General features: G+C 64.9%; 8 protein-coding genes. 7 read left to right on the top strand and 1 reads right to left on the bottom strand.

Going from position 1 to position 12,283, the window contains the following annotated elements:
- Positions 1-70: 70 nt before the first annotated feature.
- Complete coding sequence (locus MVC20_RS16670; protein ID WP_297543431.1) at positions 71-700, bottom strand: SCO family protein; 630 nt, start codon at positions 698-700, stop codon at positions 71-73.
- Positions 701-787: 87 nt separating this feature from the next.
- Here MVC20_RS16670 and regB point away from each other — a divergent pair, with 87 nt between their 5' ends.
- The 7 genes from regB to addA all read left to right on the top strand — a co-directional run bounded on the left by regB (position 788) and on the right by addA (position 12,279).
- Positions 788-2,176 carry a sensor histidine kinase RegB gene (regB, locus tag MVC20_RS16665; protein ID WP_297544223.1) on the top strand — a complete coding sequence of 463 codons (1,389 nt, stop codon included), beginning with the start codon at positions 788-790 and terminating at the stop codon, positions 2,174-2,176.
- Positions 2,177-2,360: 184 nt separating this feature from the next.
- Positions 2,361-3,767 carry a PAS-domain containing protein gene (locus MVC20_RS16660; RefSeq protein ID WP_297543429.1) on the top strand — a complete coding sequence of 469 codons (1,407 nt, stop codon included), beginning with the start codon at positions 2,361-2,363 and terminating at the stop codon, positions 3,765-3,767.
- A gap of 40 nt (positions 3,768-3,807) precedes the next feature.
- Positions 3,808-4,293 (top strand): tRNA (adenosine(37)-N6)-threonylcarbamoyltransferase complex ATPase subunit type 1 TsaE, encoded by a 486-nt coding sequence (gene tsaE, locus MVC20_RS16655; RefSeq protein ID WP_297543427.1) that lies wholly within the window; start codon positions 3,808-3,810, stop codon positions 4,291-4,293.
- Positions 4,286-5,299, top strand: a complete 1,014-nt coding sequence (locus tag MVC20_RS16650; protein ID WP_297543425.1) for a phosphotransferase — start codon at positions 4,286-4,288, stop codon at positions 5,297-5,299. The genes tsaE and MVC20_RS16650 overlap by 8 nt, the downstream gene beginning before the upstream one ends.
- Complete coding sequence (locus MVC20_RS16645; protein ID WP_297543423.1) at positions 5,296-5,979, top strand: nucleotidyltransferase family protein; 684 nt, start codon at positions 5,296-5,298, stop codon at positions 5,977-5,979. Before MVC20_RS16650 ends, MVC20_RS16645 begins: the two co-directional genes overlap by 4 nt.
- On the top strand, positions 5,972-8,911 hold the full coding sequence (gene addB, locus MVC20_RS16640; RefSeq protein ID WP_297543421.1) for a double-strand break repair protein AddB: 2,940 nt from the start codon (positions 5,972-5,974) through the stop codon (positions 8,909-8,911). Before MVC20_RS16645 ends, addB begins: the two co-directional genes overlap by 8 nt.
- Positions 8,908-12,279, top strand: a complete 3,372-nt coding sequence (addA, locus tag MVC20_RS16635; RefSeq protein WP_297543419.1) for a double-strand break repair helicase AddA — start codon at positions 8,908-8,910, stop codon at positions 12,277-12,279. The genes addB and addA overlap by 4 nt, the downstream gene beginning before the upstream one ends.
- Positions 12,280-12,283: the final 4 nt, after the last annotated feature.

The raw sequence follows: 12,283 nt of genomic DNA, 5'->3' as shown, positions 1-12,283 counted from the left end.
CCCTCCCGCTCCGCCAGTCTGACACAGGTTCTAGCCCGCAGCCTTACTTGCGTCAAACAAACGCGCTATTCTAGCGAGCGTCAAGAAAACATTGAACGCGATCAGCCATTTGCTCTGCGGTCACATCACGGCGGAAAAACTCGACAAAGCCATGCTCGGGAAGGGACAGATAGGTCATCGTCGAGTGGTCCACGAGATAGAAATCCTCTTCGCCCTCGGTCGGCTGATGCGCCTGGAAAAACGTGCGATAGGCCTTTGAGGCGGCACGCACCTGTTCTTCGCTGCCGGTCAGGCCCAGCAGGCGGGGGTGCACATAGTCGGTGTATTCCGCCATGACCTCGGGCGTGTCCCGCTTGGGATCAATCGAGATGAACACCGGCTTGACCATTTCACCACGGTCCTCCAGCAGGTCGACCGCCTCGGCATTGCGCGTATTGTCGAGCGGGCAGACATCAGGGCAGAACGTATAGCCGAAATAGATCAGCGCCGGCTGGTCGATCACCTCTTTTTCGGTCACGGTCTCGCCGGTCTCGCTGACAAGTGTAAACGCACCGCCGATCTGCGACACCCCGCCAGCGACATTCGACGCCCGGCACTGCGCAAACTGGTCGTCGTCTCCCTTCATCATGGTCATGGCATAGGTGATCCCCAGCCCGAGGATGGCGGCTAATCCAGCGGCAATGGCGATCAATCGGGTCATGGGATGTCCTTGCGTTCGTGGGGTCAGAGTGCGACGCTGCCTATGTATCATCCCACCTCTCGCATGCAATGGGACGCAGGCGCACATATGGTTGAACTCTCGCCAGAACCCTTGAAATCCCCGCAACGCGGCAACTGGATTCGCCTGCGCACGCTGGTGCTTTTGCGTTGGTGGGCCATCGTGGGGCAGGCGACCGCCCTCATCATCGCCCAGCGGGTCTATGGGCTCGATCTCGAAATCGGCCTGTGTTTTCTGGTGATCGGTGTTTCCATCGTCAGCAATCTGGTGGCTTCCTTCGTCTTTGCCGAGAACAAGCGCCTGTCGGAACATGATACTTTTCAGGTCGTGCTTTTCGACATGCTGCAACTGGGATTGCTGCTCTATCTCACCGGCGGGCTGCACAATCCCTTTTCGATCCTGATCGTCGGTCCCGTGACGGTTTCAGCCTCGGCGCTCTCGGGGCGCTCCACTGCCTTTCTGGGGGCAATGGCCATCATGATCGTCACGCTCTTGATGCAGTTCTACTTGCCGCTGCGGCTTGGGGATGGCTTCGTTCTGGCGATGCCGGATGTATTCCGCTTTGGCAACTGGGTGGCGATTGTCATCGCGGTGATTTTCCTCGGGGTCTATTCGCGTTGGATCGTGCAGGAAATGCGCGCCATGTCCGACGCCCTGCAAGCGACGCAGATGGCCTTGGCGCGCGAACAGAAACTGACCGATCTGGGCGGCGTGGTGGCCGCCGCCGCGCATGAGCTGGGCACGCCGCTGGCCACAATCAAACTGGCCAGTGCCGAATTGGCCGAGGAGCTCGCCGACTACCCGGACCTGCGCGAGGATGCACTCCTCATCGTGCAGCAAACCGATCGCTGCCGCGACATCCTGCGTTCCATGGGGCGCGTGGGCAAGGATGACCTGCACCTGCGCAGCGCCCCCCTCACCGCGCTCATCGAAGAGGCGGCAGAGCCGCATGTCGCGCGCGGCAAACACATACATTTCGACCACGGGCCAGAGGATTTGACCAGCCAACCCACGGTGCTACGCCGACCCGAGGTGATCCACGGCCTGCGCAACCTGATCCAGAACGCCGTGGATTTTGCCCGTGACAATGTCTGGGTCGAAAGCGGCTGGACAGAGGATACCATCACCCTGCGCATCATGGATGACGGGCGCGGCTATCCGCCCGACATGCTGGGGCGCATCGGCGATCCTTTCATCCGCCGCCGCGCCCCCGCCAACGACCCACAGCGCCCGGAATACGAGGGCATGGGCCTAGGTCTATTCATCGCCAAGACCCTGCTGGAACGGTCAGGCGCCGATCTCACCTTTGCCAATGGCTCGGATTCCTTTCGCAAGGAGGCCAGCCGTGCCGCGCGCACCGGTGCCTTGGTCGAGGTGTCCTGGCCCCGCGACGCGCTCGAGGCCCCATCCGGGGCTCTCACCCCCGCCCTGGGCCTCAATCAGCCTTTGCGCGGCTAATACAAGGTCGGCGTTAATTCCCTCTTAACCACTCTGGGCCAAGCTTGTACTCGTAACCCGGCTGCGAGGGATGTAAATGTTTGCCATAACTGTTTCGGATGTTGCTCTTCTTTTTCTGCCAGCGTTTGTCTTGTCGTTGGGTACTCTCTGGCTGATGGGCCGCCACCGCCCTCTTGTCAGGCGCATGCAGGGGGAATCGCGTCCGCGCGACGTGGCCTTTCTCTTTCGCGATGGCGTGCTGGTCGATCACGATGCCTCCAGCCTGTCCTTGCCCGATGCCGCGACTGAGGTCAGCGATTGGTCGCGTTTTTGCGGCTGGATGGGCTTTCGGTTTGGCGATCTGCCACAACATCACGACGACATATGTGCAGGCCAGAGCATCCGCTTGCAGGCCGAGGATGGCGCGACCCTCGCTCTGGTTCATCAGGGGGATAGCCTGCGCGCCGTGCTGCACGACACGGCCCCCGTTGACGCCGCCGCCTGCCACGCCGCCGCAAGCGAGCGTCACGATCTCCTCTCGCGGAGCTTGGCAGCCGAGCGTGCGCCCACCCCGATCTGGATCATGGATGGCGCCGGTTCCATCCTCTGGCAGAATGACAGCGCCCGCGCTGTGCCGCCCGCCCATGTTCCGCATCTGACCGCGCGGCCCGACTTTCCGCCGGATGTGGGCGACACCTCCTGTGCGCGGCTCCGTCTTGCCGGCGAGTCGGGCGATCAGGATTACGTCTATGACCTGCATGTAACCCGCACCGCGATGGGCTGTGTCCACCACGCGCAGGACATCACCCGCCTTGTTCGTGCCGAAACGCTGCAACGCGAGTTTGTCCAGACGTTGAGCAAGACTTTTGCCGACCTCACCACCGGCCTTGTGGTGTTTGACCGGGCCAAGATGCTTGCGGTTTTCAACCCGGCGCTCACGGATCTCACGGGTCTGCCCCCTGAGTTCCTCAGCGCCCGGCCCAGCCTTTTTGGCTTTTTCGATGCCCTGCGCGACCGGCTGGTGATGCCCGAGCCCAAGAATTACGCTAGCTGGCGCAGCCAGATCACCGATATGGTCAAGAGCGCCGCGGGCGGTCTCTATCACGAGGTCTGGACCCTGCCTTCGGGCCAGACCTACCGCGTTACCGGGCGGCCCCATCCCGATGGCGCCGTGGCCTTTCTGTTCGAGGATATCTCGCTTGAGGTGTCGACAACCCGGCGTCACCGGCTGCAGATGGACCTGCGCCAATCCGTGATCGACCGTCTGGAGGAGGGCATTGCCGTGCTCGCGCAGGATGGCCGCCTGCTCTTTTGCAACACCGCATTTGCCGAGATGCTGGGGGTTGACCCGGATTCGAGCTTTGCCGAGATGGGCCTGCATGATGTCATCGCCGCCTGCGCGGCGCGCTACCCCGATCCCGGCCTTTGGCCCGAGGTCGAGGATCGCATCGCAACCCGGCGTCTGGTTGCAACCCTCCATGATCGCGCCGTGTCGCCGGGTCAGGCCGGGGCTGACCTGCGTGTCGTGCCGCTTGGGCGGGGGCAATCCATGCTCTGTCTCAAGGATCGCGCCATCGCCGAGGCCGACCGCGTGGGCCTGCCTCTGCGCTGAGACGGGTTGCGGGCAGGCGCGGCGCGTGTAGTGTCGGGGCATGTCCGATCCCTGCGCCCAGATCCTCCTTGCCAGCCCCGATGCGACCTGCGCCTTTGCGCAGGTCTTGGCACACCGCCTAAGGCCGGGCGATACGCTCCTGCTCTCGGGCGGTGTCGGCGCGGGCAAGACGCATTTCGCGCGCTGCCTGATCCAGGCCCTGCTTCTGTCGCCCGAGGATGTGCCTTCGCCCACCTATACGCTTGTGCAGACCTATCAGGGGCAGGGCGCCGAGATTTGGCACGCCGATCTCTATCGCCTTGGCGATGCGATGGACCTGATCGAACTGGGGCTGACCGAAGCCTTCGCAGAGGCCATCTGCCTGATTGAATGGCCTGACCGGTTGGGGGATATGGCCCCGCCCGGTGCCCTCTGGCTGGAGTTTGAACCGCTGCCAAACCCCGGTGCAGAGGATCAACGCCTCTTGCGGATCACTTGGCAGGATGACAGGTGGGCACAGCGACTGAAGGAGGTTCTGAATGACTGACCGGAGCGCCTTGATGCAGGCGTTCATCGCCGCGACCGATTGGGCCGGGGCGGCGATTGCCCCGCTGGCGGGGGATGCCTCGAACCGGCGCTATCTGCGGCTCACCCATACCACAAGCGGCGGCACCGCCGTGTTGATGGATGCCCCGCCCGAGCGTGGCGAGGATGTGCGCCCCTTTCTCCATATCGCCCGCTACCTCACCGGGCTTGGCCTCAGCGCGCCGCAGATTCTGGCGCAGGACGAGACGCGCGGCTTTCTCATTCTCGAGGATCTGGGGGATGCGCTCTTTGCTCGCGTGATCCCCGGCGCGCCGCAGATGGAAGACCCGCTTTACGCAGCGGCCACCGATGTCCTGATCGACCTGCACCGGGCCCGTCCGCCCGAGGGCCTCAAACCCTATGGGCCAGAGACCATGACCGACATGGCGGCCTTGGCCTTTGACTGGTATCTCACGGGCGCTACCGGGGATAACAGCCCGCAGCGTGCCGAGACGCTCGCCGCGCTGCACCGGCTCTTGCGCCAGCACGCCGCGACCACCGATGTGATCGTCCTGCGCGATTATCACGCGGAAAATCTGCTCTGGCTGCCAGAACGCATCGGCGCGGCCCGCGTTGGCCTGCTCGATTTTCAGGACGCAATGACCGGCCACCGTGCCTATGATCTGGTCTCGGTGCTGCAAGACGCGCGCCGCGATGTGCCCCCCCTGATCGAGACTGCGATGATCGCACGCTATTGTGCCGCGACTGGCATTGATCAGACCATCTTCGAGGCGGCCTATCACTGTCTTGGCGCGCAGCGCAATCTGCGGATCCTCGGCGTCTTTGCCCGGCTCTGCCTGCGTGATGGCAAGGCGCATTACGTCGACCTCATGCCGCGCGTCTGGGATCATCTGCAACGGGATCTCGACCACCCGACCCTATCGCCGGTGGCCGATCTCCTGCGCGCCGCCCTGCCTGCGCCGACATCCGCCATCAGAGAGCGCCTTCGCGCGCACTGCGCGTCATGAGCCTGCCGCTGATGTTGTTTGCTGCCGGGTTCGGCACGCGCATGGGGGCGCTGACCGCGACCCGGCCCAAACCCCTGATCGAGGTGGCGGGTCGCCCGCTCATCGACCATGCGCTCGATCTTGTGACCGCGCATGGTGCCGGCCCGGTGGTGGTCAACCTGCATTACCTGCCCGATCAACTGGCGCGGCATCTGGCGGGGCGTGACATCCGCCTTTCTCATGAAACGCCCGAGATCCTTGAGACTGGTGGCGGGCTGCGCGCCGCCTTGCCGCTGCTTGGCCCCGGCCCGGTCTTTACCATGAATACCGATGCGGTCTGGCGCGGTCCAAACCCGCTTGATCACCTGGCGGCGCTCTGGCGCCCCGCCGAGATGGATGCGCTCTTGCTGTGCATCCCGCGTGCGCAGGCCGTGGGCCACAGCGGTGCCGGGGATTTTCAGATTGCCCCGGACGGGAGGGCGACACGTGGCGCGGGCTCTGTCTATTCCGGGCTTCAGATCGTGAAACCCGACCTGCTCCAGACCATTCCCGAACGGGCCTTTTCCCTCAACCGCCTCTGGGACATGATGCTTGCCGATGGCCGGCTCCATGCCGCAGATTACCCGGGCCAGTGGTGCGATGTCGGCCGCCCCGAGGGAATCGCGCTGGCCGAAACCCTGCTTGCCGCTCCCGATGTTTGATCGCTCGGACACCCCCCGCTTCTACGGCTTGCCCCCCGGCGTGGATTTCCCCCGTGCGTTGGTCGACGGCTTGCGCGCACGTCATCTGGGCCAACCGCCCGAAACCCTCGCGCGCGTGCAGCTCATCGTCAACACCCGCCGCATGGCACGCCGCATCCGCGAGCTGTTCGACGAGGGCCCGCCGTGCCTCTTGCCGCGCATCAGCCTTCTGACCGATCTCGGAGAGCTTTGGGATCTGGCCCATATCCCCGACCCGGTGCCGCCCCTGCGCCGCAGGCTGGAGCTGGTGCAGCTGATCACCACGCTTCTCGACAATGCCCCCGATCTCGCCCCGCGCAGCGCGATCTACGACCTTTCCGATAGCCTTGCCGGGCTGATGGATGAAATGCACGGCGAAGGCGTGGTGCCACAGGCTATCGAGGCGCTCGATGTCAGTGACCAATCCGGCCATTGGGCGCGGATCAAATCCTTCCTTGGCATCGTCCGTCATTATTTCGAGGCAGGCGGTGCCGCCCCCGATGTGGAAACCCGTCAGCGGCTTGTCATCGAGCGGCTGGCGTCCCTCTGGGCCGAAACACCGCCAAGGCACCCTGTGATCCTTGCGGGCTCGACCGGGTCGCGCGGTGCTACGCAATATCTCATGCAGGCGGTCGCGCGCCTGCCGCAAGGGGCGGTGGTGTTGCCCGGCTTTGATTTCGACATGCCCGGCGCGGTCTGGGAGGCGCTGGGCGACGCCATGCTGTCCGAGGATCACCCGCAGTACCGTTTTTGCCGTGTGGCGGCGGGGGGCGGGATCACGCCCGCGGAGATCCGCCCCTGGTCCGACACGGCTGCCCCCAATCCGGCGCGCAATGCGCTGGTGTCGCTCGCCCTGCGCCCTGCGCCTGTGACCGATCAATGGCTGCGCGATGGCCCGCATCTGGCGGACATTGCCGGGGCCATGGCCGATGTGACCCTGGTCGAGGCCCAATCGCAGCGCCAAGAGGCGCTGGCCATCGCCATGCGCCTGCGTCAGGCGGCCGAGGACGGGCGCACCGCCGCCCTCATCACCCCGGATCGGACCCTTACCCGTCAAGTGACCGCCGCTCTCGACCGCTGGGATATTCTGCCCGATGACAGCGCGGGTTTGCCGCTGCACCTTTCGCCGCCGGGGCGCTTTCTGCGCCACGTCGCCGATCTCTTCCGCAATCGGCTGAGCGCCGAGTCGCTTTTGACCCTGCTCAAGCATCCTCTGGCACATCAGGGGGCAGAGCGTGGCCCACATCTGCGCCTCACGCGCGAGCTGGAATTGCACCTGCGCCGCCACGGCCCACCCTATCCGACCGAAGACAGCCTGCGCGCCTGGGGCACCGGGCAAAAGGATTCCCTCGCTCCCGATTGGGTGAACTGGCTCTGTGCTTGCTTTGTGAACAGGGACTATTCCGGCGAAATGCCGCTGCAAACCAGCGTTGCGGTGCATCTGGAGCTGGCCGAAAAGATCGCCCAAGGCTGCCGGGGTAAAGGCTCGGGCACGCTCTGGCTCAAGGATGCAGGCCAAGAGGCGCGACAGGCCGTGACCGAGTTGAAGACCGAGGCCCATCACGCGGGCGCGCTCAGCGCCAGTGACTATTCCAGCCTGTTTCACAAGATTCTCAGTAGCCGCGAGGTGCGCAATCCGGTTGATCCGCACCCCCATATCCTGATCTGGGGCACGCTGGAGGCGCGCGTTCAGGGGGCGGATCTCTTGATCCTTGCCGGGCTGAACGAGGGCAGTTGGCCAGAAAGCCCCAAACCTGACCCATGGCTCAATCGCGCCCTGCGTCATCAGGTGGGTCTCTTGTTGCCAGAGCGGCGCATCGGCCTCTCGGCGCATGATTTTCAACAGGCGATTGCCGCGCCCGAGGTCTGGCTCACCCGGTCCGTGCGCTCTGCGGATGCCGAAACCGTGGTGTCGCGCTGGCTCAACCGCATTCTGAACCTGCTCTCTGGCCTGCCGGATCAGGGCGGGCCAGCGGCGATTGACGCGATGCGCGCGCGTGGTCGCCTCTGGCTCGACCGCGCCGCGGCCCTTGAGGACCCCGGCGTTGTGCCGCGCGCCGCGCGTCCGGCACCCGCACCTCCCGCCCCCGTGCGCCCCGATCACCTGAGCGTGACCGAGATCAAGCGTCTGATCCGTGATCCCTACGCCATATATGCCCGCCATATCCTCAACCTGCGCAGGCTCGATCCGTTGATGCGTACGCCAGACGCGCTCTTGCGCGGCACGGTGCTGCACGAAATCCTCGAAGGCTTCATTCGCGAAACGCTGGAGCATCCGGCACGGTGCAATCACGCCACCCTGATGCAACATGCAGAGACTGTTCTGGCCGAAAACGTCCCTTGGGCCGAGGCGCGCGCGCTCTGGCTGGCGCGGCTGGAACGGGTGGCCGACTGGTTCATCGAGACGGAATTCGCCCGCCGCGCCCGCGCCCGCCCCGTCGCGTTTGAGGCCAAGGGCCGCGCCACCCTGCCCGATCTGGGTTTTACCCTCTCGGCCAAGGCTGACCGGCTCGATCTCGATGATCTGGGGCAGGTGCATATCTATGATTACAAGACCGGCACGCCGCCCACGGCCAGGGAACAGACCAGTTTCGACAAGCAATTGCTGCTTGAGGCGGCGATTGCCACGCGTGCGGGTTTTGCCGATATGGGGCCAAGCCGCGTGGCCCGCGCGGTGTTCATCGGGATGGGCAGCTCTCCCAAAGAGATCGACGCGCCGCTCGATGCCGAGCCGCCAGAAAAGATCTGGTCCGAGTTTCACGCGCTGATTTCAGCCTATTTAGACCCTGATAAGGGCTATACGTCCCGTCGTGCACCGCGCACGACCGATGAGGACGGCGATTACGACCAACTCGCCCGTTATGGCGAATGGGATCTGACGGATCGCCCCCAAGTGACCAAGGTGGGCCAATGACCGCCCGTGACGCCGCCACCCAAGCCCAGGTCGAGGCCGCGCGCCCCGATCTTTCGACATGGCTCGCGGCCAATGCAGGCTCGGGCAAGACGCGCGTTCTGACCGACCGGGTGGCCCGGCTCTTGCTTGACGGGGTCGATCCGCAGCACATCCTGTGCCTCACCTATACCAAGGCCGCCGCGAGCGAGATGCAAAACCGCCTCTTTCGCCGCCTCGGCGCTTGGGCAATGCTGGCCGATGACGCGCTCAAGCAGGAATTGGACATCTTGGGCCACGAGGGCGAGATCACGGATCGAACATTGCGCGAGGCCCGCCGCCTCTTTGCCCGCGCGATCGAGACGCCGGGTGGGCTCAAGATCCAGACGATCCACTCTTTTTGCGCCTCTCTCCTGCGCCGCTTTCCGCTCGAGGCCGGTGTCACACCGCAATTCACGGAAATGGAGGACCGCACCGCCACCCTCCTGCGCGCCGAGATTGTCGAGGAACTGGCCGCCGGGCCGCAGGCCGCGACATTCTATGCGCTTGCCAGACACTATTCCGGCGAAACTCTGGAAAAACTGACCGCCGAGATCGTGCGCTACCGCACCGGATTCTCGCAACCGCTGAGCAACGCCGACCTCGCCGCTCTCTTCGATCAGCCCGAGGATCTCAGCCCTGAAACGATCGGGGACCGGGTGTTTCTGGGCAACGAGCAGGCGCTGCTTGATCACCTCCTGCCCGCCCTTCGGGCCGGGTCTACCAATGACGTTTCGGCAGCTGCCAAACTGGTGCGGATCAGCGCGCTCGATGTCGGCGCCCTGCCGCTTCTCGAGGATGTCTTTCTCACCGGCAAGAGCGCCAAATCCCCATTCTCCGCCAAGTTAGGCTCTTTCCCGACCAAGGCGACCCGAGGCACCCTCGCCCATATCATGCCGCAGATCGAGCAATGGATGCTGCGCGTCGAGGATACGCGCCCCGCGCGCCTTGCGCTCCTGGCCATGCAGAAAACCCGCGCCCTGCATGATTTCGCCCGCGCCTTTCTGCCCGCCTATGAGCGCGCCAAGCAGGTGCGCGGCCTGCTCGACTTCGACGACCTGATCCTGCGCGCCCGTGATCTCTTGACCGACCCGGCGGTCGCCGCGTGGGTCCTCTACCGCCTCGATGGCGGCATCGACCATATTCTCGTGGACGAGGCGCAGGATACCAGCCCGGTGCAATGGCAAGTGATCGAGCGTCTGGCGCAGGAATTCACCAGCGGCGAAGGCGCGCGCGCCGATGTGGCCCGCACCATCTTTGTCGTGGGCGACAAGAAACAGTCGATCTACTCTTTCCAGGGGGCCGATCCGCGCGAATTCGACCGCATGCAGCATGAATTCGGCCTGCGTCTGGGGGCGACCAACCGTCCCTTGCAAGCGCGCGTGCTGGCCTACTCGTTTCGCTCGTCGCGGGCGATTCTGACCACCGTCGATTGCTGCTTCGACCAGAGCAGCGAGAGCGGCTTTACGCCGGAAGAGGGTCACAAAGCCTTTTTCGACACGCTCCCCGGCCGCGTCGATCTCTGGCCGGTTGTCGCAAAGCCGGAGGAAGAGGAAACACCCCCCTGGCACATGCCGGTGGACATCCGCGCCTCCAATGACCCCGCCATCCTGTTGGCGCGGCAGGTGGCGGCCGCCATGCGCGACATGATCGCCGCGCGACAGGCGATCCCCGATCCGAAATCGCCCAGCGGCTTTCGTGCCGTGCAACCGGGTGATTTCCTCATCCTCGTGCGCCGCCGCTCTGCGCTCTTTCACGAGATCATCCGCGAATGCAAGGCGCAGGGCCTGCCCATCGCCGGGGCCGACCGTCTCAAGGTCGGGGCAGAGCTTGCCGTGCGCGATCTCGAGGCGCTCTTGTCCTTTCTCGCCACGCCCGAGGATAGTCTGGCGCTCGCCACCGCCCTGCGCTCACCGCTTTTCGGTTGGTCCGAGGCGCAGCTTTACGACCTCGCCCAAGGGCGCGACCATTCCTACCTCTGGGAGGAGTTTCGCGCCCGCGCCGCCGACTATCCCGAGACCATGGCGATCCTGCGCGACCTGCTCGACAATGCCGATTTCTTGCGCCCCTATGACCTGATCGAGCGTATCCTGACCCGCCACGATGGCCGCCGTCGCCTGCTTGCCCGTCTGGGAACCGAGGCCGAGGATGGCATCGACGCGCTTCTGGCGCAGGCCATGGCCTATGAACGCCGCGCCGTCGATAGTCTCACCGGATTTCTCGTCTGGATGGAGACCGACGATCTCGAGATCAAGCGCCAACTCGACAGCGCTGGCAACCGCATCCGTGTGATGACCGTGCACGGGGCCAAGGGGCTTGAGGCACCCGTCGTGATCCTGCCCGAATGTGGCGCCTGGGGCAGTCCCAACGTGCCGCAGATCGTGACGCAACAGGGCCACGCCCTCTGGACCGGGCGCGTCGATGATATGCCTCCGACCCTGGCCGAGGCAATCGACGCCGAACGGCGCGCGCTTCTGGCCGAACGTGAGCGTCTTCTCTATGTCGCCATGACCCGGGCCGAGACATGGTTGATCGTCGCCGCCCATGGCGATTTGGGCAAGCAGGGCGATACCTGGTATGACAAGGTGCAGCGCGGGATGCTGGCAGCGGGCGCGCAGCCCCACAGCTTTGCCAATGGCCCCGGCCTGCGTCTCGATCATGGGCTATGGGCTGAAACAGAGACTGAAACAGCATCTTTTGCACCCCCTCAGGCGGTCGCCCTCGATCCGCTCTTTCAGCGCCCCGCTCCGCTCCCGGAGCGCGTCAAGACCCTGAGTCCCTCCGACCTTGGCGGGGCCAAGGCGCTGCCCGGCGAACGCGGGCTGGATGAAGAGGCCGCCAAACGGCGCGGTCGCCAGATCCACCGCCTGCTCGAGTTCCTGCCCACCGTGCCTGCCGCGGACTGGCCCGCCACCGCCGCGCGGCTCCTCTCCAACGGCAGCGATGCCGCGACCGGCGCAGAGCTCGCGCTGCTGCGCGCCGAGGCGGAAAAGGTGCTGACCAAGCCCAGTCTGACGGCCCTCTTCACCCCGACGGCCCTGACGGAGGTGGCGATCACCGCCAATCTCGCCTCGCTTCAGGGGCAGCGCATCCATGGCGTTATTGACCGGCTGATCATCGAAGATACGCGTATCCTGGCGGTGGACTTCAAGACCAACGCGCTGGTCCCCGACACCGTAACCGATTGCCCCGATGCGCTTTTGCGGCAGATGGGGGCCTATGCCCATGCGCTCGCACAGCTTTACCCGGATCATCGCATCGAGACTGCAATTCTCTGGACCCGCACCGCGACGCTCATGCCCTTACCCCACGATCTTGTGACTGCGGCGCTGGAATCCACCACCATCGCTTGACGTG

It is taken from the genome of Roseovarius sp. (genome assembly GCF_027019125.1).
Taxonomy (GTDB): domain Bacteria; phylum Pseudomonadota; class Alphaproteobacteria; order Rhodobacterales; family Rhodobacteraceae; genus Roseovarius.
The sequence above is the reverse complement of the archived record's forward strand: the minus strand, read 5'-3'. Positions and strand labels throughout refer to the sequence as shown.

What these genes read in the sequence shown, in the direction of transcription:
- addB (WP_297543421.1), top strand. Translation starts at nt 5,972, where the DNA reads ATGTTTGATCGCTCGGACACCCCCCGCTTCTACGGCTTGCCCCCCGGC.
- addA (WP_297543419.1), top strand. Translation starts at nt 8,908, where the DNA reads ATGACCGCCCGTGACGCCGCCACCCAAGCCCAGGTCGAGGCCGCGCGC.
- tsaE (WP_297543427.1), top strand. Translation starts at nt 3,808, where the DNA reads ATGTCCGATCCCTGCGCCCAGATCCTCCTTGCCAGCCCCGATGCGACC.
- MVC20_RS16645 (WP_297543423.1), top strand. Translation starts at nt 5,296, where the DNA reads ATGAGCCTGCCGCTGATGTTGTTTGCTGCCGGGTTCGGCACGCGCATG.
- MVC20_RS16650 (WP_297543425.1), top strand. Translation starts at nt 4,286, where the DNA reads ATGACTGACCGGAGCGCCTTGATGCAGGCGTTCATCGCCGCGACCGAT.
- MVC20_RS16670 (WP_297543431.1), bottom strand. Translation starts at nt 700, where the DNA reads ATGACCCGATTGATCGCCATTGCCGCTGGATTAGCCGCCATCCTCGGG.
- MVC20_RS16660 (WP_297543429.1), top strand. Translation starts at nt 2,361, where the DNA reads ATGCAGGGGGAATCGCGTCCGCGCGACGTGGCCTTTCTCTTTCGCGAT.
- regB (WP_297544223.1), top strand. Translation starts at nt 788, where the DNA reads ATGGTTGAACTCTCGCCAGAACCCTTGAAATCCCCGCAACGCGGCAAC.